Source organism: Agrobacterium sp. CMT1 (assembly GCF_037203725.1).
GTDB lineage: Bacteria > Pseudomonadota > Alphaproteobacteria > Rhizobiales > Rhizobiaceae > Agrobacterium > Agrobacterium pusense.
The window spans coordinates 175,919-198,322 of the sequence record NZ_JBBCAR010000016.1 but is presented as its reverse complement, the minus strand read 5'-3'; the positions used below and the strand labels follow the sequence as shown (position 1 = coordinate 198,322).

Sequence of the window (22,404 nt, the reverse complement as noted above, 5' to 3'; positions counted from 1 at the left end):
CGGAGAGAACACGATGCTGAAATTTACTGCAGAACACGAATGGCTGAAGTTCGAAGGCGATGTCGCCACCGTTGGCATTACCAGCCACGCCGCTGAACAGCTCGGCGATCTCGTTTTCGTCGAATTGCCGGAAGTGGGTGCCACCTTCTCCAAGGATGGAGAAGCCGCAACCGTTGAATCCGTCAAGGCGGCTTCCGATGTCTATTGTCCGCTGGATGGCGAAGTGGTCGAGATCAACCAGGCCATCGTCGACGACCCCTCGCTGGTCAATTCCGATCCTCAAGGTGCCGGCTGGTTCTTCAAGCTCAAGCTTTCCAACGTTGCAGATGCCGATACGCTGCTCGACGAGGCAGCCTACAAGGAGCTGATCGCGTAATGACGACGCCCACCGAATTCCATTTCACCGACTATCAGCCCTATGACTTCGCCAACCGGCGTCACATCGGGCCGTCGCCGTCGGAAATGGCCGAGATGCTGAAGGTCGTCGGCTATAAGAGCCTCGACGCGCTCATCGACGCCACCGTTCCCTCCTCCATCCGTCAAAAAGTGCCTCTCACCTGGGGTGCGGCCTTGACCGAACGTGAGGCGCTGGACCGTCTTCGCGAGACGGCCAACAAGAACCAGGTCCTGACCTCGCTGATAGGTCAGGGCTATTACGGCACCATCACGCCGCCGGTCATCCAGCGCAACATTCTGGAAAACCCGGCCTGGTACACGGCCTATACGCCATACCAGCCGGAAATCAGCCAGGGCCGACTTGAGGCGCTGCTGAACTACCAGACCATGGTCTGCGATCTGACCGGCCTTGACGTCGCCAACGCCTCGCTGCTCGATGAAGCGACTGCGGCCGCCGAAGCCATGGCCATGTGCCAGCGCGTCGCGAAATCCAAGGCGACCACCTTCTTCGTGGATGCCAATTGCCATCCGCAGACCATCGCGCTGATCGAGACCCGTGCGGCCCCGCTCGGCTGGAAGGTGATTGTCGGCAACCCCTTCACCGATCTCGATCCGGTCGACGTGTTTGGCGCGATCCTCCAGTATCCCGGCACGCACGGACATCTCAGCGATTTCTCCGGCCTGATTTCCCGCCTGCATCAGACGGGCGCGATTGCCGCCGTCGCCGCCGATCTTCTGGCCCTGACGCTGCTGAAATCTCCCGGCGAAATGGGCGCTGACATCGCCATCGGCACCTCGCAGCGCTTTGGCGTTCCGGTCGGCTACGGCGGTCCGCATGCCGCTTACATGGCCGTCAAGGATGCGCATAAGCGCTCCATGCCGGGCCGTCTCGTCGGCGTCTCGGTCGATGCGCGCGGCAACCGCGCCTATCGCCTGTCGCTGCAGACCCGCGAGCAGCATATTCGCCGTGAGAAGGCCACCTCCAACATCTGCACGGCGCAGGTGCTGCTGGCAGTCATGGCTTCGATGTACGGCGTCTTCCATGGCCCGCAGGGCATCAAGGCGATTGCCCAGCAGACCCACCAGAAGGCCGTGCTGATGGCCAAGGGACTGGAAAAGCTCGGTTACACCATCGAGCCGGAGACCTTCTTCGACACGATCACCGTCGAAGTCGGCCATATGCAGGGCGTTATCCTGCGTTCGGCCGTCGCGGAAGGGGTGAACCTGCGCAAGGTCGGCGCCACCAAGATCGGCATGAGCCTTGACGAGCGTACGCGCCCGGCAACGCTGGAAGCCGTCTGGCGCGCTTTCGGCGGCAATTTCTCGGTCTCGGATTTCACGCCGGACTATCGCCTGCCGAAGGAGCTGCTGCGTACCAGCCAGTACATGACGCATCCGATCTTCCACATGAACCGTGCCGAAAGCGAGATGACGCGCTACATCCGCCGTCTTTCGGACCGCGATCTGGCGCTCGACCGCTCGATGATCCCGCTCGGTTCCTGCACCATGAAGCTGAACGCCACAGCTGAAATGCTGCCGATCACCTGGCCGGAATTTTCCGACATCCATCCCTTCGTACCGGCCAATCAGGCACTCGGTTACAAGGAGATGATCGACGATCTATCCGAAAAGCTGTGCTCGGTCACAGGTTACGACGCCTTCTCCATGCAGCCGAATTCCGGTGCGCAAGGCGAGTATGCCGGGCTTTTGACCATCCGCAATTATCACCTCGCCAATGGCGGGACACACCGCGATGTCTGCCTCATTCCGACCTCGGCGCATGGCACCAATCCTGCCTCGGCGCAGATGGTGGGCATGAAGGTGGTGCCGGTGAAAGTGCGTGATAACGGTGATATCGATATTGATGATTTCCGTGCAAAAGCAGAGCAGTACGCCGAAAACCTCTCATGCTGCATGATCACCTATCCGTCCACTCACGGCGTGTTCGAGGAGACGGTTCGCGAGATCTGCGAGATCACCCATAAGCATGGCGGTCAGGTGTATCTTGATGGCGCGAACATGAACGCCATGGTGGGCCTTGCCCGTCCCGGCGATATCGGCTCCGACGTTTCGCACCTTAACCTGCACAAGACCTTCTGCATTCCGCACGGTGGCGGTGGTCCGGGCATGGGGCCGATCGGCGTCAAGGCGCATCTTGCTCCTTACCTGCCCGGCCATCCGGCGACCGACGGCCGCGAGGGTGCGGTGTCTGCCGCCCCGTTCGGTTCGCCGTCCATCCTGCCGATTTCCTGGAGCTACTGCCTGATGATGGGCGGCGAAGGGCTGACGCAGGCAACCAAGGTTGCGATCCTCAACGCCAACTACATCGCCGAGCGGCTGAAGGGTGCTTATGACGTGCTCTACAAATCCGAAACGGGACGCGTGGCACATGAATGCATTATCGACACCCGCCCGCTGGCAGACAGCTGCGGCGTGACTGTCGATGACGTGGCCAAGCGCCTGATCGACTGCGGTTTCCACGCGCCGACCATGAGCTGGCCGGTTGCCGGCACGCTGATGATCGAGCCGACGGAATCCGAGACCAAGGCGGAACTCGACCGGTTCTGCGATGCCATGCTGGCCATCCGCGAGGAAGCCCGCGACATCGAGGAAGGCCGCGCGGACAAGACGAACAATCCGCTCAAGAACGCGCCCCATACGGTCGAGGACCTCGTCGGCGAATGGGACCGTCCTTATAGCCGCGAAAAGGGATGCTTCCCGCCCGGCGCATTCCGCATCGACAAATATTGGTCGCCGGTCAACCGCATCGACAATGTCTATGGCGACCGCAACCTCATCTGCACCTGCCCGCCGATGGAGGCCTATGCCGAGGCGGCGGAATAAGCTGTCCTTCGTTCGAGACAGAAAGCCCGGAGCGATCCGGGCTTTTTCGTTTTCCGTCCCGTCGCAGGACGAACCCTCGGCGTTTGCGCGCCGGGACCATGTTTTAAATCAGTCATTTATCTTTTTTTCCGGCTCGCCTGAAACTTTGCGAGACCGGCTTCCGTCTCTTGTGTCGCTACGGATAACCGATAGCGGCCGCTGGAAGAGCCACCTTTCGGGGCCTTGGATTTCACAAGGAGGAATAATGATGTACAAGCTTTCCGTTCGCGCCCTGACGCTGGCTGCAGCTCTTTCCATCGGCACGGTTTCGGCCTATGCCGCAAACCCCAAGGTGGGCGGCGCGGCGATGTTCGAGGACAAGAACATCGTTGAAAATGCGGTGAACTCAAAAGACCACACGACCCTCGTCGCCGCGGTAAAGGCTGCCGGACTTGTGGAAACACTTCAGGGCAAAGGACCGTTTACGGTTTTTGCACCCACCAACGAGGCTTTCGCGGCCCTTCCGAAAGGCGCGGTCGACGATCTTCTGAAGCCAGAGAACAAGCAGAAGCTGGTCAAGGTTCTCACCTGCCACGTCGTTGCAGCCAATGCACTGTCATCCGCCATCGAAAAAATGATCAAGGATGACAAGGGCGAGCACGACGTGAAGACGGTCGGCGGCTGCGTGCTCAAGGCAAAAGAAAGCATGGGAAAAATCACACTTACCGATGAGAATGGCACGGTCGCCCATGTCACCATCGCTGATGTTAAACAATCCAACGGCGTCATACATGTCATAGACAAGGTGCTGCTGCCGAAAATGTAAGGCAGCGCCGCAGCGCCAATGTGGGCTCGAACGACTAAGGCCCGAAGCAATTCGGGCCTTCCTCATTCAAGTGCGTAATCCCGGCAGTGAAAAAGAATGGGGTGTGATTGATCTTCATCGCTTCCATGCTAAATCGGATCACACAATCAAGCGATGGAGTGTGCATGCGCCTTATCTGCCTGAACGGTTGGGGCGGAAAGCTCCACGACGAACTCGTCCCTTACATCTCCCTGTCCGACCCGGATATCTTGTGCCTGCAGGAAGTGGTGCATACGCCCGCTGCCCAAGAGGATTGGTTGACCTATCGTGATCACGGCATCGAGCTTCCGCAGAGAGCGAATTTCCTCCGCGATGTCGCCGATGCCCTGCCGGATCATGTCGCGATATTCTGCCCCGCGGCGCAGGGTGATCTCTGGCACGGTACGACTAGATACTTTTCTCAATGGGGACTGGCCACATTCGTTCGCAAGTCCATCGCCATCGTTGCCCAGGCGCAGCGCTTCGTCCATGGGACCTTTTCTGCGGACGGATATGGCGATCATCCACGGTCACGCACCGGTCACGCCATCAGGGTTTTCGACTTTGCCACCGGACAGCCGGCTGTCATTGCCCATATGCACGGGTTACGCGACCTCGACGGCAAACACGATACCGCCGCCCGCCTGGCGCAGGCAAATCGACTTGTGAACCTCGTCAAGAACATTGCCGAGAATGGCGACCGGGTGATCGTGTGCGGCGATTTTAATGTCCTGCCCGACAGCGAAACCTTTACCGTGTTGAATGAACTCAATCTTGTCGAGCTCGTCACGACCCGCGGTTTCACAGATACCAGAACCTCACATTACGCCAAGCAGAACAGATATGCCGACTACCTGCTGGTCAATCCGGCTGTGAAAGTTGATCATTTCGACGTCGTTAGGCAGCCCGAAGTCTCGGATCATTGCCCGTTGCTGCTTGAATTCAGCTGAAGAACTGGAGATGCTATGCCTAAGCTCTTCAACGCACCAGCTGGATGTCGCTCGTCACCACTGTCTTGCCGGTCCTGCCGTCCTTATCGGTCGTGCGCAGCCGCAAGCCGTTGGCACCGACCTTTTCGATGGTCATGGCGGCAACGCGGTCGCCGTTGATATCGCGGTTCCATCGCACCGTTAGATTGATGGCGTTTCCCTTTCTTGTGCCCGATAGTGCGGACGGCCGACCGGAAGGGCCCGTATAGGCGCCGCTATAGCGCCCGCCCTTCTCCGAGAGATCGGCTGCGATCGCGCGCCTTACCACCAGAAGACCGCGGCAAGTGCCGGACATGTTGAGTGACGATGATCCCGCGTTGGAATTCAGCGTGCAGCTGACGTTAATGGGCGGTGTGCCGATCCGGGTAATTACGGTTCCCTTTCCCGCCCACGTGCCCTTCAGCGAGGAGAGAAAAGCGCCCTCGTCCGCGTAAGCAGGCTGGGTCGCGAGCAATCCAACCGAAAATAAAACTGCAAGAGCCTTGATCGTCATGGCGATTATCCGTTTTTCCACGAAGCCTAACTCACAAATGCCGTTAAACGTTCCTCCAGCTAATCCCGCAACGGGCAAAAATATCGGAACATCCCTGCTGATGTCGTGCCAATGCAACCAAATGCGGGCACAGATGTTTCTCGCCAGCCTCGATCAATTTTTCGATTCCCTGCATATTTCTCGGAGTATTTTCATGACGACCGTAGGCGTTGCGGCACCACACGGCCGCCTTCCTTCCGGCGGCCTGCCGCATAGTGGTGGCATCTCGGATCGCACGCTTTTTGCCCTTGCTGCACTGAATTTCTTTCTCGCCGACGCCCGCGACGGTCTCGGGCCGTTTCTGGATGCATTTCTGGCGACACGGGGCTGGTCTTCGCTCTCGCTGGGCATGATCGCCACGGTCGGCGGCCTCGTGGGTCTGCTCGCCACGCCGCTTTGTGGCGCCCTGGTAGATGGAACGACGTGGAAAAGGACGCTGATTGCCATACCCGTCGTCCTCGTGACCATCGGCGCGCTGATCACCTTGATCTTTCCCGATGTTTGGATCGTCTGGACCGGCCAGATCATGACGGCCGTCGTCGGCGCCGTGGTCGGCCCGGCGCTTGCCGGCCTCACGCTCGGCCTTGTCGGCGAGCGCCTGTTTTCCCATCAGATTTCGCGCAACGAGTTCTGGAACCACGGCGGCAATTTCGCATCGCTCTTCGCGACTTATGTCGTCGTCACTTTCTTCGGCATGGACGGCATCATCGGCCTGATGCTGCTGACCGCTGCGGGTGCTCTGGTCGCGACGGCGGCCATCGACCCCGAACGCATCGACCACAAGGTGGCGCGCGGCCTTGGCGAAGACAGGGGCGAACCCGGTCCATCCGGCATCGCGGTCTTGCTGCAGGAACGCGGACTTATCTTTCTGGCCATCATCCTGCTCGTCTTCCACTTCGGCAACGCGCCGATGGGCCGGTTGATCGCGCAGGATTTCGCCATCGAACTTCAGACACCCTTCCGCACGACTGCGATCATTACCGGCGTCGCGCAATTTGCGATGATTTTCGTCGCCGCCATGGCGCCTTGGCTGATACGACGTTTCGGTCTCTCAACCGTCTTTATCATCGCGCTCGTCGCACTGCCGATCCGCGGCGTTCTCGCTTCCGCCTTTACGGACTTCTGGGTCATTTTCCCCGTCCAGTTTCTGGACGGTGTCGGAGCGGGGCTGCTCGGAATAGTCACGCCGGTTGCGGTGGAGAGAATTTTGAAGGGCACGGGCCGCTTTAATGTCGGTCTTGCCAGCGTCATGATGGTTCAAGGCATCGGCGCGTCACTCAGCAATGTCGTCGCAGGTTGGCTGGTGACGAAGGGCGGTTATTCACTGTCGCACCTTGTCGGCGGCGGCATTGCGGCAATCGCCATCGGGCTTTTCCTGCTCTATCGCAACGAGATAGCGCCTAAACAGAATAATGATGGCCTGTCTCACGGAAGGCAGTAACGGCGCAAACAGAAAAGGAGGCCATCTGGCCTCCTTATATGTCGTAGACCGTGTTCCGTCAGCCGACGAAAGCGCGTTCGATCACGAATTCGGCAGGCTTGTTGTTGGCGCCTTCGGTAAGACCGGCATTCTCAAGCAGTTCCTTGGTATCCTTGAGCATCGCCGAGGAACCGCAGATCATGCCGCGGTCAATGGCCGGATCGAGCGCTGGTACGCCGAGATCGGAAAACAGCTTGCCGTTTTCGATCAGCGTGGTGATGCGGCCCTGGAAAGGATAATCTTCGCGGGTCACCGTGGCATAATGCTTGAGCTTGTCGCCGACAATCTCGCTGAGGAACTCGTGGTTCTTGATTTCCTCGACCAGATCGAAACCGTATTTCAGTTCGGCCACATCGCGGCAGGTATGGGTGAGGATGACCTCTTCGAACTTCTCATAGGTCTCGGGATCGCGGATCAGGCTCGCGAAAGGCGCAATGCCGGTGCCGGTGGAGAACATGTAAAGCCGTCGGCCGGGCGTTAGCGCATCGAGAACCAGCGTGCCTGTCGGCTTCTTGCGCATCAAAACGGTATCGCCAGGCTTTATCGCCTGAAGATGGGAGGTCAGCGGGCCATCCGGGACCTTGATCGAGAAAAATTCCAACTCCTCGTCCCAGGCGGGGCTGGCGATGGAATAGGCGCGATAGATCGGCTTGTCGCCGACCATCAGGCCGATCATGGCGAATTCGCCGGAACGAAAACGGAAGCCGGCCGGACGCGTCATGCGGAAACGGAACAGATGATCCGTATAATGTTCCACCGACAAAACCGTCTCGGCATAAACACCATCGGGTATCTTGATCGCGAAATCTTCCGTCTTGGCTGGCGCGTTCATTTAGGTTCCGTCCATTCTATTCGATGAGCGACATTCTCCGACCGGGCAATTATACCATTTCTGCTCCGGTTTGAAGGCATGAGAATGTCAATACTGCCATGTGCGTAGGAAATATGTATCAGAAACTCATATTTCCGTGCAACGTGTCACAGAGACGCACGCCGACGCCAGCTATAGGCCTCGCCGTCGCTCGCAGGCCTGGCCGTCGGCTGGTAATAGACCGGAATTGCCGGCAGGCGATTTTCGGACAGGCGGCGGATCGCCGTACCATTCGTCACCGCAAAGCTTGTGAAGCCGGTACGCAGCATGAGCGGCACCTGATCGATCAGCACGTCGCCAATCGCCCTCACCTCGCCTGTGAAACCGAGGCGGCTGCGCAGCAGCGACGCGTGGCTGAAACCACGGCCGTCATTGAAAGCCGGGAAACTCACCGCGACAAGCTCGATACGGTCGAGATAAGGTTCCAGCCGGGTCACATCATCGGCAGGCGCAATCAGCACCCCGAGACCGATATCGTTGCTTTCGGCCGCACGAACCAGAAAATCGGCAAGCGGCAGCACGGGCTTCTGCTCGGCCACCGCTTTTAATTCTTCCGTTTCGATCACCCAGGGATCGTTCTCCACGAAGCCGTCGCGGGTCCAGATTTTCGTCATGACATTCTCCTCAGGCGGCTTCGGCGGCGGAACCGTAGAGCGCATCCTTGAACGGTTGCGGCCCGACGCGGCGATAGGCTTCAAGGAAATTCTCTTCCTTTGAAAGACGAAGCCCGAGATAGGTGTCGACGATGGTTTCAACCGCGTCGGTCACCTTTTCCGGTTCGAAGCCGCGACCGATGATCTCACCAATCGAGGTGTTTTCGTCACCCGATCCGCCAAGCGTGATCTGGTAGAGTTCCGCACCCTTCTTTTCCACGCCCAGCAGCCCGATATGACCGACATGGTGGTGGCCGCAGGCATTGATACAGCCGGAAATCTTGATCTTCAGCTCACCAATTTCCGCCTGACGCTCCGGCGAACCGAAGCGGGTAGAAATTTCCTGCGCCACCGGAATGGAGCGCGCATTGGCAAGCGCGCAATAATCCAGCCCGGGACAGGCGATGATATCGGTGATGAGCCCGGCATTGGCGGTCGCAAGACCCGCGCCTGCAAGTGCACGATAGACCGGCTCGAGGTCAGCCAGCGCCACATGCGGCAGGATGATGTTCTGCTCATGGCTGATGCGGATTTCGTCGAAGGCATATTCCGCGGCAATATCGGCGACCAGCTCCATCTGCTCATCCGTCGCGTCGCCCGGGATGCCACCGATCGGCTTCAGCGAGATCGTTACCATGCCGTAGTCCGGATGCTTGTGCGGGGCGACGTTCTGCTCGACAAAACGGGCAAAGCCCTCGTCGGCGCGCTTCCAGCGCGCCAGGCTTTCCCAGCCTTCCGGCCGGTCCTTCAGCGCCGGCGGCGCGAAATAGGCGGTGATGGCGGCGATATCGGCATCCGGCAGCTTCAATTCGGTGTTCTTGAGTTCCGCAAATTCGACCTCGACCTGACGGGCCAGTTCTTCCGCACCCGTCTCATGCACGAGGATCTTGATGCGCGCCTTGTATTTGTTGTCCCGACGACCATGCAGGTTATAAACCCGCATCACGGCCGTGGTATAGGACAGGAGATCTTCTTCCGGCAGGAAGTCGCGGATCTTCTTGGCGATCATCGGCGTGCGCCCCTGTCCACCACCGACATAAACGGCAAAGCCGATCTCGCCCTTGTCGTTCTTTTTAAGATGCAGCCCGATATCGTGAACCTGAATGGCCGCACGATCGCGTTCGGCACCCGTCACTGCAATCTTGAACTTGCGCGGCAGGAACGAGAATTCCGGATGCACGGAAGACCATTGGCGCAGGATCTCGGCATAAGGACGCGGATCAGCAACCTCGTCGGCCGCAGCGCCAGCGAAATGATCCGCAGTGACGTTGCGAATGCAGTTGCCAGAGGTCTGCAGCGCGTGCATTTCCACGCTTGCCAGTTCGGAGAGGATATCCGGGGTATCAGAGAGGCGCGGCCAGTTATACTGGATGTTCTGACGGGTGGTGAAATGGCCGTAACCCCGGTCGTATTTACGGGCAATATGCGCCAGCATTCGCATCTGCTTGGAATTCAGCGTACCGTAGGGGATGGCGACGCGCAGCATATAGGCGTGCAGCTGAAGATAGACACCATTCATCAGGCGCAATGGCTTGAATGCGTCCTCGGCCAGCTCACCGGATAGCCGGCGCTCCACCTGATCGCGAAACTGCGCCACGCGGCCTTCAACAAATGCGTGATCGAACTCGTCGTAACGGTACATATTCTTCCTCAGACTGCGATAAATGCTGCATCGGCCGGCTTGTAGCCGGTCGCATAGTGCACGGTCGGGCCGGCGGCGCGAATGCGCTCGCGCAGGCGCGTCGGCCAGAGCTTGCCGTTCTCTTCCACAACGTCGACGATATTAACGTCAACGACCTTGTTGGCGGAAAAATCCCGCTTGCCGATCTCCTCGAACGAGGCGACCGCTTCCGCATGGCGGGCGACGATTGCGCCCTGCAGGTTTTCCGTCCATTCGCCGTTGGCGTCGAGCCAGACGGCAATGCCATCGCTCAGGCGGTTGGCGGTCAAAACCTTGTCAGCCATTTACATACTCCCGTTTGAGGTCCGCCGGCCTTCCGGCAAGCGCAAGCGCCTCGGACCTGTCGAAATTGGCGCCTGCCACCGCATCGCCGATGATGACCATTACAGGACCGGTCAGTTCATCGCGATGTTCAAGGTCGGGCAGATCGTTTAATGTTCCGTGCAGCAGGCGGCGATCAGCGCGGCTGGCGTTTTCGATAACGGCGACGGTGGTTTCCACACCGAGCCCCGCTTCGATAAGCCTTGTGGCCACCGAGGCAGCGACGCTGCGGCCCATATAGACGGCAATGGTCGCACCGGAAACGGCAAGCCGGGCCCAGTCGGGCAGAACATCGCCAGTCAGATCGTGACCGGTGGTGAAAATCAGCGACGAGGCGACACCACGCAGCGTCAGCGGCAGTTCAAAATCCGCAGCGGCGGCGAAGGCCGACGTGATGCCAGGCACGATCTCGTAAGCGATGCCGGCATCGCGCAGCGCTGCCATCTCCTCGCCCGCACGGCCATAAACCAGGGGATCGCCGGATTTGAGGCGTACGACGCGCTTGCCGTCCTTGCCGAGACGCACCAGCAGGCGGTTGATCTCGTCCTGCGACTTGCTATGGCAGCCCTTGCGCTTGCCGACCGATAGCCTCTCGGCGTCGCGACGGCCCATATCGATGATCGCCTGCGGCACCAGCGCATCGTAAACGATGACGTCGGCTTCCATCAGCACGCGCTGCGCGCGCAGCGTCAGAAGATCTTCCGCACCGGGCCCGGCGCCGACAAGCCATACGCGGCCTTCGCTGCGTTCGGGCGACCGCAGAAGACGGTCGACAGCCTGATGGGCGGCCGGGGCGTCGCCGACGGCGACGGCATCCGCAACTGCACCGGAGAAAAATCGCCGCCAGAAATTGCGCCGCAACGCGCCCTTCGGTACGGTTTGTTCCGCTGCACCGCGGTACTGCACGGCGAGATGTGCCAGCTTGCCAAGTGAAGGCGACAGCATCTGGTCTATGCGCGCGCGGATCATCTGCGCGAGCACCGGCCCTGCCCCTTCGGTGCCGATAGCCACCGCGACGGGTGCCCGGGACACAAGCGCCGGCGTGAAGAAATCGCAGAATTCCGGCTGGTCCACCGCATTGGCGGGGATTTTCCGGGAACGCGCGGCAGCAACGATGTCCCTGTCCAGAACAGCCTCGCCAGTTGCAGCAAAAACCAGGGTCGCACCGTCGATCAGATGGCTGGCAAAAGCATGAGGCCGATGATCGATGCCGTGTTCGCGGAGATAAACTGCGTAATCAGCCTCCGGCTCGTCGGCATAGGCAACGATATGCGCATTGGTATTGGCAAGAAGCCTGACCTTTGCGAAGGCCTCATCGCCATTTCCGAAGACGGCAACCTGCCTGCCCTCGACCCGGAAGAATGCGGGGAAGGTTGAAAGGCGATCGCCGGCAGCGGAAAAATCATGTTCGTTGTGCATTGGACATATATCCCGCATCGCGGCGCAAGATTGAAGAAACAGAAATTCAAGCCTTTCCGGCACCTGGATTTTTATTTCTCGAACACCCCGGTTTTGGAGGAAAACAAACCGGCCTCTGTTTCCCGCACGCCTGGAGGCTTCTAAGCGCAGCGCGAATCCCTTGACAAACCCGGCCCCCGCGCCGAACAAGGGAAGACAATTTGCCATCTGTTTTCCATGCGAAGACCGCTTTATACAAGCGGCAAGAAGGACCGCCCCCTTGACCAGCCAGCCACTTTCCGCCCGCCTTCTTGATGTCATCGAACACGATATCCTGCCGTTGACAGCCCGCGGTGTCAGCCTTGGCAACAAGGTTTTCGGCGCGGCAATCCTGCGTAAGTCCGACCTGTCGCTGGTGGTTGCGGAAACCAACAACGAGCTGGAAAATCCGCTCTGGCACGGCGAGGTGCATACGCTGAAGCGGTTTTACGAACTGGGCGAAAAGCCGAATACGAAGGACCTGATTTTCCTCTCCACCCACGAACCCTGCACCATGTGCATGTCCGCCATCACCTGGGCCGGTTTCGACAATTTCTACTCCTTCTTCAGCCACGAGGATTCGCGCGACGCTTTCGCGATCCCGCATGATTTGAAAATCCTGAAGGAAGTCTTCGGGTTGGAGCCGGGCGGCTATCGCCGCAACAACGCTTTCTGGAACTCGTATTTCATCACCGATCTTGTGGAAGCCGAGGAGGATCCGCTGAAGAGCACGTTGAAGGCGCAGACCGCCCGCATCAAGGCGGCCTATGACGATCTGTCCACCAGCTATCAGTCGTCGAAGGGCGGCAACGATATTCCTCTGAATTAAGCGCGGAACTGGACGGCCGGACCGGCATAAACACAAGCGAAGGTTTGAGCATATGGAAGCCTCGAAGGACATTTCCCGCCTGATCGAGATCATGGAAGCCCTGCGCCAGCCGGAAACCGGTTGCCCGTGGGATGTCGTCCAGACCTTCGAGACAATCAAGCCCTATACGATTGAAGAGGCTTATGAAGTCGCCGACGCCATCGAGCGCAGGGACATGGACGATCTTTGCGAAGAACTGGGCGATCTTCTGTTGCAGGTCGTCTTTCATGCACGTATCGCCGAGGAGCGCGGTGAGTTTGCCTTCGGCGATGTGGTGCATGCCGTCACCTCGAAAATGATCCGCCGACACCCGCATGTCTTTGCCGCCTCCGAGGCCGATACGCCCGACAGCGTCAAGCTGCAGTGGGACCGGATCAAGGCCGAGGAAAAACGCGAGCGCGCAGCGCGCCGTGCGCGCCGGGGCATCACGGAGGATTTCAAGGCCGGCTTTCTCGGCGGAGTGCAACGCAGCCAGCCGGCGCTGACCGAAGCGCTCAAACTGCAGGAACAGGCGGCGCGCGTCGGTTTCGACTGGTCGGACCCCGCCCCCATTCTCGACAAGATCGAAGAAGAAATCGCCGAACTGCGCGAAGCGCTGGAGGAAGGAAGGCCTGAAAAGGTCTCAGACGAACTGGGCGACCTGATCTTCGCCCTCGTCAATATCGGCCGTCACGTCAAGGCCGATCCGGAAAACGCGCTGCGCGGCACCAACACGAAATTTCGCAGGCGCTTCAACCACATCGAAAAGTCGCTCGGCGAAAATGGCGAGACGCTGGAGGAAGCAAGCCTCGAGAGGATGGAAGACCTCTGGCAAGCGGCAAAGCGCATCGAACGCTCGCTCGATAAGGTCACGTCCTGAGCGGCAGGACGCCTCGCGATTCGAGCGCCGGTTTTCTCCGCCCGCAGCCGAGCTGCATCATCGAAGAAGAATGGAAACAGTCGAGGGCCGCATGATGCGGCCCCTGCTTTTGCTCAGACGCCCTTATTCGCCGCCGCCCAGCGAGTGCACGAAGATCGCAAGCTGCTTGACCGTCGTGTCACCGAGGCGCTCACCCCAGGCGGGCATGACGCCATGCTTGGGAGAGCGTATCTGCGAAACGATCCCCTCTTCGCCATGAGATTTCAGCCAGATGGCGTCGGCAAGATTGGGTGCACCGAATTCGCGGTTGCCCTTGGCATCTTCCCCATGGCAAGAGGCACAATTGTCGGCAAACAGCTGCCTTCCGGGTTCCACCAGCACCGGGTTGGAAGGCGTTCCCGTGAGGCTGAACACATAAGCGGCAACCTGACGAATTTCATCCGGCTGCAGTATATCGCCAAAGGCCGGCATTTCCGAAGCACGTGTGTCTGGATCATCCTGAAAGCGGATGCCGTGCTTCACCGTCGTATAGATGTCATCGACGCTGCCGCCCCACATCCAGTCGTCGTCATTGAGGTTGGGATAACCCTGCCCGCCCTCCGCGCCAGAACCGTGACACTGAATGCAATTGACCTTGAAAGCGGCAGCACCGCCCGAAAGGGCAAATTGCATCAGCGTCGGGTCCGCCTGGATGTCGGCAAGCGACGAATTGGCGATCTTGTCGACATAGATGCTCTGAGACTGTCTGGCATCCGCCAGGTCCGCGGCGATTTCGGCACGGCTGTTCCAGCCGAGGACGCCCTGGGTTGCACCTGAAATCAGCGGCCATGCCGGAAAAGCGATGGTGTAGCCGATGGCCCAGACAATCGTGGCGTAGAATGTCCACACCCACCAGCGAGGCATGGGGTTGTTCAATTCGCGAATACCGTCCCACTCGTGGCCGGTGGTTTCGACGCCACTGATTTTATCGATGTGTTTTTCGGACATGTTCAGTCCTCCCTGAGCGGAATGCTGGCCGCATCGTCCGCGGCCCTTTTCGAGCCTGGGCGAAGCGTGAAGATGACGACGCCGGCGAAGAACAGGGTCATGGCAAGCAGGCCCCAGCTATCGGCGAAGTGGCGCATGGCCGTGTAGGTTTCCATCGTTCCGCCTCCTCACCGGTAACCGGCGGCATCGTCATAGGTCGAGAAATCGACCAGCGTGCCGAGCATCTGGAGATAAGCGACCAGCGCATCCATTTCCGTGAGCTTTGCCGGATCGCCGTCGAAATCGCCGACCTTGGCCTTGGGATAGCGCGCCAGCAGTTCCGACGAATCCGCATTCGGGTCCGCCTGGGCGGCGAGATCGGCCGCGGATTTCTCGATCATCTCGTCGCTATAGGGCACACCGACAGCACGGTTGGCCTTCAGCTCCATGGAGATGTCAGTGATCTTGAGCGGCGTTGTCTTGAGGAAGGCATAGGACGGCATGATCGATTCCGGCACCACCGAGCGTGGATCAGCCAGATGCTGCACGTGCCACTCGTTCGAATAACGGTCACCCACGCGCGCCAGGTCAGGCCCGGTGCGCTTCGAACCCCACTGGAACGGATGGTCGTACATGGATTCCGCCGCCAGGCTGTAATGCCCGTAACGTTCCACCTCGTCGCGGAACGGACGGATCATCTGGCTGTGGCAGACATAACATCCCTCGCGAATGTAGATGTTGCGCCCGGCCAGCTCCAGCGGCGTGTAGGGCCGCATGCCTTCCACCTTCTCGATGGTGTTTTCGAGGTAGAAGAGCGGTGCGATTTCCACGATACCGCCGATCGAGACCACCAGCAGCGAGCCGACCAGAAGCAGGGTGGCGTTACGTTCGATGACGCCGTGTTTGTCGAGTATGGACATCGGCCCCTCCTATTCAGCGGGCTGCAGCGAAGGAGCCGCGCCTTTGCTGGCGCCCTCCTCGCGTTGATGACCGAGGATGGTCATGGTGACGTTGTAGGCCATGATCAGCGCGCCGCTGAGGAACATCAGGCCGCCCAGTGCACGCATCAGATAATAGGGGAACAGCGCTGCCACCGATTCCGCGAAGGAATAGACAAGGAAGCCCTGGCTATCATATTCGCGCCACATCAACGCCTGCTGGATGCCGGCCACCCACATGACGGCGGCGTAGATGACGATGCCGAGCGTGGCGAGCCAGAAGTGCCAGTTCACGAGCTGCAGGCTGTAAAGACGGTCCCTGCCCCACAGCTTGGGCGTCAGATAATAGATCGCGCCGAAGGTGATCATGCCGTTCCAGCCGAGCGCGCCCGAATGCACATGGCCGATGGTCCAGTCGGTATAGTGGCTGAGCGAGTTGACGGCCTTGATCGACATCATCGGGCCCTCGAAGGTGGCCATGCCATAGAAGGCAACCGCCATCACCATCATGCGCACGATGGGATCGGTACGGATCTTGTCCCAGGCGCCGGAAAGCGTCATCAGGCCGTTGATCATGCCGCCCCACGATGGCATCCACAGCATGATCGAGAACACCATGCCAAGCGTCTGCGCCCAGTCCGGAAGTGCCGTGTAATGCAGGTGGTGCGGGCCTGCCCAGATATACATGAAGATCAGCGCCCAGAAGTGGATGATCGACAGGCGGTAGGAATAAACCGGGCGGTTCACCTGCTTCGGAATGAAATAATACATCATGCCGAGGAAGCCGGCCGTCAGGAAGAAGCCGACGGCGTTATGGCCATACCACCATTGCGTCAGCGCATCCTGCACGCCCGAAAAGGCGGAGTAGCTCTTGACGCCGAGAAAAGAGACGGGAATGGCGAGGTTGTTGACGATGTGCAGCATGGCAATCGTCACGATGAAGCTCAGGTAGAACCAGTTCGCCACATAGATATGTGGCTCCTTGCGTGTCAGGATCGTGCCGAGGAACGTGATGAGATAGGCAACCCAGACGATCGTCAGCCAGATATCCACATACCATTCCGGCTCCGCATATTCGCGTCCCTGCGTTATGCCGAGCAGATAGCCGGTGGCGGCCATGACGATGAAGAGGTTGTAGCCCCAGAACACGAACCAGCCGAGATCGCCGCCGAACAGGCGTGCCCGACAGGTTCTCTGCACCACGTAGAATGAGGTGGCGATCAGCGCATTTCCCCCGAAAGCGAAGATCACCGCCGACGTGTGCAGCGGCCTTACACGGCCGAAATTGAAATAGGGTGCGATGTTGAGATCCGGAAAAGCAAGCTGCAGCGCCACCACGACGCCGACCAGGAAGCCGACGACGCCCCAGAAGACGGTGGCGATGACACCGTATCGTACGACTCCGTCGAAATATTCCGACTTGCGCCGGGCCCGCGCGGCCGGATCGACGGGCGCAAAGGAGACACGGCGCAACAGAAGCACCGTGCTGACCAGCAGCGTAAAGAACAGCACCCACATATGGGCGGCGAAAAGACTGTCATGGGCGAATGCCGCCCCGAGCAACGCGAGAAAGGCCCCAAGGGCCACGATCGCGGTTTCCAGTGTGTAGTTCATTGTTGGTTTCCCCCAACGTGCAAGCCGACCGACGAAAGGCACTGCATGCGCCTGGGAGAGCGGACGTGCGCCTTTGCGTCGGTTGGAGCATTGCCACCGGGAATGGGAAGCGACCTTGATCCAGATCAAGAAAGCAAAGCTGCCGCAGCCTCGCCAAAATGCGGCTCGCATTTGCAGGGGAAATTTGCCTATAAACAAGGATACGGCGATGTCGACCGCACTTTCGCGGGTGCCGCTTCAGCCCTTCATTTTCAGGGGCAACCCGGCGGCGACGAAAAAGACCTCACCGGCAATGGCGGCGATTCGCTGATGCAGCCGCCCCGCATGATCCCGGAATTCCCGCGCCATGCGATTTTCCGGCACGATGCCGAGACCGACTTCATTGGAAACGAAAATCAGCTTCGCCCGAGCCGACAGGATCGCCGCCTCAAGTGCCGCGAAGGCAGCATCGAAATTCGCATTTTCCATCATCAGATTGGTAAGCCACAAAGTGAGGCAATCGACGAGAACGACATTGTTCGGCCGGTCCAGCCGCTCCAGCATGGCGACGATATCGACGGGCGCTTCATGGGTGGTCCATTCGCCGCCACGCCGCGCCTGATGATGGGCGATCCGGTCACGCATCTCGTCGTCCCAAGCCCGGCCGGTGGCCAGATAATGCAGGTTTCCGCCCGCCTTTATGGCAAGTTCTTCCGCAAAACGCGATTTGCCGGAGCGCGCGCCGCCAAGAATGAAAACGGAGCGGTTATTATCTGTCATGGGAAACCTGAAGGAAGAGAATAAACGGACCGGCATCTTCGCCGGGTCGCGAGCCAGTGACAGGCGGACATGAAAGGAACGATTCGTAGAAAAGGCGTCCCCCGGTTGCTCACGCCGGACTGCCGCTGATACCGGGCCGGAAAAAACAAGACCTGCCTGCAGGATGCGGGGCATATCAGTCTTGATGCTCCGGATACCGGAAACACCGGTCCGGAAGAAAAGCTAGGTGCGAACGTCCATCCTGTCAATCCGTCCCTGCCGTTGGTGAAAAACCAGGCGGAACCGGTACGCAAAACCTTAACCCGGAACCGGCAGACCTGTCGTCCGCGACAGGACTGATAAAGCGACTTGGTTACCGGAAAGTTAGCGTTAAACCGAATGATGAAACCGCAACGCCAAAAGAGAATATGGGAGTGACGTCAGCCGCCGCCATTGCCTTGCCATGGCCTTCAAATCAATATGGTTTCGAAGATTCGCAAACAGCAAGGTGGCCTGCCCGTAATGACCGTCATCGACTATATCGCGATTGTCGTTTTCATCCTTCTATGGGCCGCCTACACCCATGTGACGACGGGAACGAGGCTGTTTTCGCGCGCCAGCCTCAACCAGGCCATGGCCGAGCGCCGTCGCGACTGGATCATGAATTCGCTGACGCGCGACCTGAAGATGATCGACACGCAGATCATGGCCGGCCTGCAGAACGGAACCGCCTTTTTCGCTTCCACCTCCATCTTCGCCATCGGCGGATGTTTTGCCCTTCTGGGGGCGACCGAGCAGGTCGAGTCGGTGTTTCGCGACATGCCTTTCGTGCATTATGCCGGTCGCACGGCTTTTGAACTGAAGGTCATCGGGCTCACCTGTCTCTTCGGTTACTCCTTCTTCAAATTCGGCTGGTCCTACCGGCTGTTCAACTACTGCACCATCCTCTTCGGCGCCATTCCCATGGTGCACGACGTCGGCGCCGACCGCGAGGCGGCGGAACGCGCGGCCGAGAACGTCATCAAGATGAACATCATCGCCGCCAAGAACTTCAATGACGGCCTGCGGACCATATTTCTGTCCATCGGTTATCTCGGCTGGTTCATCAGCCCCTATGTCTTCATCGCCAGCACGGTCATCATCATTGTCGCGCTCTTGCGCCGCCAGTTCTTTTCCGAGGCGCGACGCGCCATCATGGAAGAAAACAGGCCTTGAAATAGCCGCACTTCAAGGGCCAAGCCGAGCAAGACACCGGCCTTACCGAAAGCTGAAACACGGAAACCATGGACACAAACACAGTCGCCGACGAAAACCGCCGTAAAGGCCGCATAGGCGGCCTCGACACGCTCCGCGGGCTGGCCCTCATCGCCATGGCGTCCTACCACTTCACGTGGAATCTGGAATATTTCGGTTATCTCGAACCAGGCACGGCAACCACGGGCCTCTGGAAGCTGTACGCACGCGGCATCGCCACGTCATTTCTGTTCCTTGCGGGTTTCAGCCTGTTTCTCGCCCACGGCAAGGGCGTGAACTGGCCATCCTTCGGCAAGCGTTTCGCCATGGTGGCCGGTTCGGCGCTGCTCATCACCATCGCCACCTATTTCGCCTTTCCGGACAGCTTCATCTTCTTCGGCATACTGCATAATATTGCCGCCGCAAGCCTCGTGGGACTGTTGTTCCTCAGGGCACCCGCAGCCGTGACACTGCTTTTCGCTGTGATTGCTTTTATCCTGCCGCAATATCTGCAATCCGAACTGTTCAATGCAAAATGGCTGGCCTGGATCGGCTTTTCCACCCAGCCACCCCGTTCGAATGATTATGTCCCGCTGCTGCCCTGGCTTGCGCCGTTCCTCGCCGGGCTTGCGGTCTCGCAATTCGTCACGCCGCGCGGCTGGCTCGACCGCTTCCGAAGCCCGAGTTCACCTCGCAACCTTCTTGCAAGCGCCGGCCGTCACAGCCTTGCCTTCTATCTCATCCACCAGCCGGTATTAATCGGCCTTGTTTACACCCTGTCGCTCGTCGCCCCGCCCCCGCCTGTCGATCAGGTCGAACTATACAAATCAAGCTGCGAAAAAAGCTGCGTCGAACAGGCGAACGGGCTGGAGCTGTGCCAGCGCTTCTGCGGCTGCACGCTGGAGAAGCTCCAGGCGGAAAGCCTTTTCGACATCATGATGGAAGGCAAGCTGACCGCGGATCAGCAGACGAAGGTCAGCGAAGTGGCACAGCAGTGCACTGTTGAGGCGCAGTAGCGCAGGCAGCCAGAGCGTCAGCGGTCGCCGTCTTTTCTCCCCCTTTCCGGGGAGAAGGTGGCCCGAAGGGTCGGATCAGGGGGCGAACGTCGGTGATAAATCGAGGTCATGTCCCACATCCCGCTGCCGCGACATTCTCGTCGGCGGGGCAAGCCGAACCCGCTCGTTTCATATGAAGTAAAGCGGAGAGTCTTGGAGCCGTTCACGACAGTTACGTCAACGGAATATCCGATACCACTAAAAAGCAGTGCTCAGGTCCCAACGCCGATTTCGGCAAGACGCGTCAGACAGGCTTCTTCGACATTGTCGAGCTCCGCCAGCGTCTCCTCGATATCCTTGCGCTTCTGCCGAAGATCAGCGCGCTTTTCATCGACCTTCTTCATCAGGAGCACAAGCTGGCCCGATTCCCCCGGCGGCTCCTTGTAGACCTGAATGATCTCGCGGATTTCGGCTATCGTGAAACCGATACGGCGACCGCGCAGGATTTCCTGAATGAGACGGCGGTCCGCAGCACGGAAAAGCCTGGTGCGCCCGCGCCGCTCAGGATGGATCAACCCTTCATCCTCATAAAATCTGAGTGTGCGGGTGGAAACACCGAATTCTCGGGTCAGTTCGGTTATGCTATAATATTTGTTCACGGGCCTATCCGATTCCTAACCGGATCATTATTATTTGACCTTCACGTAAAAGTCAATTTTATGGCAGCCCTCGCCTATCCCGAAATTCCGTACCACCAGGTCGCTATTCCCAGGAAGGCAAAAAAACCGACAATGTCCGTTACCGCCGTTACGAAGACGGCGGATGAGACAGCAGGGTCAGCTCCGAACTTGTCGAGGACGAGCGGAATGAGAATTCCCGCCAGGGCCGCCGCGAGCATGTTGAGACACATGGCCGTGGCGATGATGCCCCCAATATGGATGTCCTGAAACCATAGCGCCGCGACAACGCCGATGGCGCAGCCGAACAGCATGCCGTTCAGAATGCCCACCCCCGCCTCGCGCCGGATGATGCGGGCGGCATTGTTGATATCGAGGCTTTTGGTGGCGAGCGCGCGCACCGATACCGTCATGGTCTGCGATCCGGCGTTGCCGCCCATGCCGGCAACCGCAGGCATCAGGATCGCCAGCGCGACGATCTGCTGGATCGTCGCATCGAACAGGCTGATGACGGAAGCGGACAGAAAGGCAGTGATGAGGTTGACGGCGAGCCACGGAACGCGGGAACGCGACGTGGTGGCGATGGAGTCCGACAACTCTTCGTCACCCACACCGCCGAGACGCAGAAGGTCTTCCTCGGCCTCTTCCTGGATGACGTCGACCACGTCATCGATGGTCAGCACGCCGACCAGCCGGCCGTTGTTGTCCACCACGGCGGCGGACAGAAGGTCGTATTGCTCGAAGAGCTGCGCTGCCTCTTCCTGGTCCATTTCGGCTGGAATGGAATGGTTTGTCTCATGCATGATCGTTTCGATCTTCACCTGGCGCTTGGCCCGCAGCACCTTGTCGAGATCGAGCGCGCCGACCAGCTTGAAAGTGGGATCGATGACAAAAATCTGGGTGAAGGAGTCCGGGAGTTCCTCCTCCTCTCGCAGATAATCAATAGTCTGCCCGACAGTCCAGAATGGCGGCACGGCGACGAATTCCGTCTGCATGCGCCGACCGGCCGAGCTCTCAGGATAGTCCAGCGCCCGCATCAACCGCACGCGTTCGGTGAAGGGCAGCTGCGAGAGAATGTCCTTACGATCCTCGTCGTCGAGGTCTTCAAGAATGTAGACGGCGTCGTCCGAATCGAGCTCGCCGATACCGGCAGCGATCTGCTCGTTCGACATCTGATCGACGATATCGAGGCGGATACCTTCATCCACCTCGGTCAGCGCCGTCATATCAAAATCGGAACCGAGCAGCCGCACAAGCGCGTGGCGCTGTTCCGGGAGAATGGATTCAAGCAGGTCTCCGAGTTCGGATTCATGCAGCCGCGCCACATTCTTGCGCAGGAACAAGAGGTCGCGATCGGCGATTGCCGCACCCACCATCGTCAGAAAATCGGAACGCACCGAGCCATCTTCGGCATAAATATCCGACGGGGCATCCGACGGCTTCAATTCATCGGGCGCGACAGCGTCGTCGTCACGGTCTGTCATCTGGC

22 protein-coding genes are annotated in these 22,404 nt (G+C 59.3%); 9 read left to right on the top strand and 13 right to left on the bottom strand.

The features are described 5' to 3' along the window. Nucleotides 1–13 precede the first annotated feature (13 nt). The 4 genes from gcvH (at nt 14) to WA845_RS19015 (ending at nt 5,013) form a co-directional block, all read left to right on the top strand. Entirely contained in the window at nt 14–376 is a 363-nt protein-coding gene (gcvH, locus tag WA845_RS19030; protein ID WP_004441817.1) for a glycine cleavage system protein GcvH, read from the top strand. Further along, entirely contained in the window at nt 376–3,240 is a 2,865-nt protein-coding gene (gcvP, locus tag WA845_RS19025; protein WP_112554391.1) for an aminomethyl-transferring glycine dehydrogenase, read from the top strand. The genes gcvH and gcvP overlap by 1 nt, the downstream gene beginning before the upstream one ends. Nucleotides 3,241–3,487: 247 nt before the next feature. Continuing rightward, nucleotides 3,488–4,045, top strand: a complete 558-nt coding sequence (locus WA845_RS19020; protein WP_006697440.1) for a fasciclin domain-containing protein — start codon at nt 3,488–3,490, stop codon at nt 4,043–4,045. A 164-nt stretch (nt 4,046–4,209) separates the two neighbouring features. Next, the gene (locus WA845_RS19015; RefSeq protein ID WP_337322533.1) at nt 4,210–5,013 is read left to right on the top strand and encodes an endonuclease/exonuclease/phosphatase family protein; all 804 of its coding nucleotides are present in this window, start codon (nt 4,210–4,212) and stop codon (nt 5,011–5,013) included. A gap of 28 nt (nt 5,014–5,041) precedes the next feature. Here the strand turns inward: WA845_RS19015 and WA845_RS19010 are convergent, their stop codons facing one another. Next, nucleotides 5,042–5,545 (bottom strand): hypothetical protein, encoded by a 504-nt coding sequence (locus WA845_RS19010; protein WP_112554393.1) that lies wholly within the window; start codon nt 5,543–5,545, stop codon nt 5,042–5,044. Nucleotides 5,546–5,738: 193 nt separating this feature from the next. Between WA845_RS19010 and WA845_RS19005 the strand changes: the two genes are divergently transcribed. Then, nucleotides 5,739–7,025: an MFS transporter gene (locus tag WA845_RS19005; RefSeq protein WP_112554644.1), complete on the top strand. Its 1,287-nt coding sequence runs from the start codon at nt 5,739–5,741 to the stop codon at nt 7,023–7,025. A 58-nt stretch (nt 7,026–7,083) separates the two neighbouring features. Here the strand turns inward: WA845_RS19005 and WA845_RS19000 are convergent, their stop codons facing one another. The 5 genes from WA845_RS19000 to cysG all read right to left on the bottom strand — a co-directional run bounded on the left by WA845_RS19000 (nt 7,084) and on the right by cysG (nt 12,009). Then, nucleotides 7,084–7,896, bottom strand: coding sequence for a ferredoxin--NADP reductase (locus WA845_RS19000; RefSeq protein WP_004441832.1), 813 nt, complete (start codon nt 7,894–7,896; stop codon nt 7,084–7,086). A gap of 146 nt (nt 7,897–8,042) precedes the next feature. Next, complete coding sequence (locus WA845_RS18995; protein WP_112554395.1) at nt 8,043–8,549, bottom strand: DUF934 domain-containing protein; 507 nt, start codon at nt 8,547–8,549, stop codon at nt 8,043–8,045. Nucleotides 8,550–8,559: 10 nt separating this feature from the next. Next, entirely contained in the window at nt 8,560–10,230 is a 1,671-nt protein-coding gene (locus WA845_RS18990; protein ID WP_035208803.1) for a nitrite/sulfite reductase, read from the bottom strand. A gap of 8 nt (nt 10,231–10,238) precedes the next feature. Further along, nucleotides 10,239–10,553 (bottom strand): DUF2849 domain-containing protein, encoded by a 315-nt coding sequence (locus WA845_RS18985; protein WP_004441838.1) that lies wholly within the window; start codon nt 10,551–10,553, stop codon nt 10,239–10,241. Beyond that, on the bottom strand, nt 10,546–12,009 hold the full coding sequence (gene cysG / locus WA845_RS18980; protein ID WP_112554646.1) for a siroheme synthase CysG: 1,464 nt from the start codon (nt 12,007–12,009) through the stop codon (nt 10,546–10,548). Before cysG ends, WA845_RS18985 begins: the two co-directional genes overlap by 8 nt. Nucleotides 12,010–12,268: 259 nt before the next feature. Between cysG and WA845_RS18975 the strand changes: the two genes are divergently transcribed. Both WA845_RS18975 and mazG read left to right on the top strand, forming a co-directional pair. Beyond that, nucleotides 12,269–12,856, top strand: a complete 588-nt coding sequence (locus WA845_RS18975; RefSeq protein ID WP_006697434.1) for a deaminase — start codon at nt 12,269–12,271, stop codon at nt 12,854–12,856. Between the two features lie 52 nt (nt 12,857–12,908). Further along, nucleotides 12,909–13,754, top strand: a complete 846-nt coding sequence (mazG, locus tag WA845_RS18970; protein WP_037092793.1) for a nucleoside triphosphate pyrophosphohydrolase — start codon at nt 12,909–12,911, stop codon at nt 13,752–13,754. Nucleotides 13,755–13,877: 123 nt separating this feature from the next. On the opposite strand, the gene ccoP is transcribed toward mazG, so the two are convergent. The 5 genes from ccoP to cobU form a co-directional block, all read right to left on the bottom strand. Beyond that, complete coding sequence (ccoP, locus tag WA845_RS18965) at nt 13,878–14,741, bottom strand: cytochrome-c oxidase, cbb3-type subunit III (RefSeq protein ID WP_006697432.1); 864 nt, start codon at nt 14,739–14,741, stop codon at nt 13,878–13,880. Between the two features lie 2 nt (nt 14,742–14,743). Then, entirely contained in the window at nt 14,744–14,896 is a 153-nt protein-coding gene (locus WA845_RS18960; RefSeq protein ID WP_004441852.1) for a CcoQ/FixQ family Cbb3-type cytochrome c oxidase assembly chaperone, read from the bottom strand. Nucleotides 14,897–14,908: 12 nt separating this feature from the next. After that, the gene (gene ccoO, locus WA845_RS18955; RefSeq protein ID WP_003495954.1) at nt 14,909–15,640 is read right to left on the bottom strand and encodes a cytochrome-c oxidase, cbb3-type subunit II; all 732 of its coding nucleotides are present in this window, start codon (nt 15,638–15,640) and stop codon (nt 14,909–14,911) included. A 9-nt stretch (nt 15,641–15,649) separates the two neighbouring features. Beyond that, nucleotides 15,650–17,272, bottom strand: a complete 1,623-nt coding sequence (gene ccoN, locus WA845_RS18950) for a cytochrome-c oxidase, cbb3-type subunit I (RefSeq protein WP_112554397.1) — start codon at nt 17,270–17,272, stop codon at nt 15,650–15,652. A 237-nt stretch (nt 17,273–17,509) separates the two neighbouring features. Further along, the gene (gene cobU, locus WA845_RS18945) at nt 17,510–18,031 is read right to left on the bottom strand and encodes a bifunctional adenosylcobinamide kinase/adenosylcobinamide-phosphate guanylyltransferase (protein ID WP_112554399.1); all 522 of its coding nucleotides are present in this window, start codon (nt 18,029–18,031) and stop codon (nt 17,510–17,512) included. Between the two features lie 501 nt (nt 18,032–18,532). On the opposite strand from cobU, the gene WA845_RS18940 reads away from it, so the two are divergent. Further along, nucleotides 18,533–19,225 carry a DUF599 family protein gene (locus tag WA845_RS18940; RefSeq protein ID WP_112554648.1) on the top strand — a complete coding sequence of 231 codons (693 nt, stop codon included), beginning with the start codon at nt 18,533–18,535 and terminating at the stop codon, nt 19,223–19,225. Nucleotides 19,226–19,293: 68 nt separating this feature from the next. After that, nucleotides 19,294–20,259 carry a DUF1624 domain-containing protein gene (locus WA845_RS18935; protein WP_035208795.1) on the top strand — a complete coding sequence of 322 codons (966 nt, stop codon included), beginning with the start codon at nt 19,294–19,296 and terminating at the stop codon, nt 20,257–20,259. Between the two features lie 251 nt (nt 20,260–20,510). Here the strand turns inward: WA845_RS18935 and WA845_RS18930 are convergent, their stop codons facing one another. Further along, nucleotides 20,511–20,897 carry a MerR family transcriptional regulator gene (locus tag WA845_RS18930; protein WP_004441868.1) on the bottom strand — a complete coding sequence of 129 codons (387 nt, stop codon included), beginning with the start codon at nt 20,895–20,897 and terminating at the stop codon, nt 20,511–20,513. A 74-nt stretch (nt 20,898–20,971) separates the two neighbouring features. After that, on the bottom strand, nt 20,972–22,399 hold the full coding sequence (gene mgtE, locus WA845_RS18925) for a magnesium transporter (RefSeq protein WP_112554401.1): 1,428 nt from the start codon (nt 22,397–22,399) through the stop codon (nt 20,972–20,974). Nucleotides 22,400–22,404: the final 5 nt, after the last annotated feature.

Excerpts from the sequence above, each read along its gene's own strand:
- gcvH (WP_004441817.1), top strand. The coding sequence starts at position 14 with ATGCTGAAATTTACTGCAGAACACGAATGGCTGAAGTTCGAAGGCGAT.
- gcvP (WP_112554391.1), top strand. The coding sequence starts at position 376 with ATGACGACGCCCACCGAATTCCATTTCACCGACTATCAGCCCTATGAC.
- WA845_RS19020 (WP_006697440.1), top strand. The coding sequence starts at position 3,488 with ATGTACAAGCTTTCCGTTCGCGCCCTGACGCTGGCTGCAGCTCTTTCC.
- WA845_RS19015 (WP_337322533.1), top strand. The coding sequence starts at position 4,210 with ATGCGCCTTATCTGCCTGAACGGTTGGGGCGGAAAGCTCCACGACGAA.
- WA845_RS19010 (WP_112554393.1), bottom strand. The coding sequence starts at position 5,545 with ATGACGATCAAGGCTCTTGCAGTTTTATTTTCGGTTGGATTGCTCGCG.
- WA845_RS19005 (WP_112554644.1), top strand. The coding sequence starts at position 5,739 with ATGACGACCGTAGGCGTTGCGGCACCACACGGCCGCCTTCCTTCCGGC.
- WA845_RS19000 (WP_004441832.1), bottom strand. The coding sequence starts at position 7,896 with ATGAACGCGCCAGCCAAGACGGAAGATTTCGCGATCAAGATACCCGAT.
- WA845_RS18995 (WP_112554395.1), bottom strand. The coding sequence starts at position 8,549 with ATGACGAAAATCTGGACCCGCGACGGCTTCGTGGAGAACGATCCCTGG.
- WA845_RS18990 (WP_035208803.1), bottom strand. The coding sequence starts at position 10,230 with ATGTACCGTTACGACGAGTTCGATCACGCATTTGTTGAAGGCCGCGTG.
- WA845_RS18985 (WP_004441838.1), bottom strand. The coding sequence starts at position 10,553 with ATGGCTGACAAGGTTTTGACCGCCAACCGCCTGAGCGATGGCATTGCC.
- cysG (WP_112554646.1), bottom strand. The coding sequence starts at position 12,009 with ATGCACAACGAACATGATTTTTCCGCTGCCGGCGATCGCCTTTCAACC.
- mazG (WP_037092793.1), top strand. The coding sequence starts at position 12,909 with ATGGAAGCCTCGAAGGACATTTCCCGCCTGATCGAGATCATGGAAGCC.
- ccoP (WP_006697432.1), bottom strand. The coding sequence starts at position 14,741 with ATGTCCGAAAAACACATCGATAAAATCAGTGGCGTCGAAACCACCGGC.
- WA845_RS18960 (WP_004441852.1), bottom strand. The coding sequence starts at position 14,896 with ATGGAAACCTACACGGCCATGCGCCACTTCGCCGATAGCTGGGGCCTG.
- ccoO (WP_003495954.1), bottom strand. The coding sequence starts at position 15,640 with ATGTCCATACTCGACAAACACGGCGTCATCGAACGTAACGCCACCCTG.
- ccoN (WP_112554397.1), bottom strand. The coding sequence starts at position 17,272 with ATGAACTACACACTGGAAACCGCGATCGTGGCCCTTGGGGCCTTTCTC.
- cobU (WP_112554399.1), bottom strand. The coding sequence starts at position 18,031 with ATGACAGATAATAACCGCTCCGTTTTCATTCTTGGCGGCGCGCGCTCC.
- WA845_RS18940 (WP_112554648.1), top strand. The coding sequence starts at position 18,533 with ATGACCGTCATCGACTATATCGCGATTGTCGTTTTCATCCTTCTATGG.
- WA845_RS18935 (WP_035208795.1), top strand. The coding sequence starts at position 19,294 with ATGGACACAAACACAGTCGCCGACGAAAACCGCCGTAAAGGCCGCATA.
- mgtE (WP_112554401.1), bottom strand. The coding sequence starts at position 22,399 with ATGACAGACCGTGACGACGACGCTGTCGCGCCCGATGAATTGAAGCCG.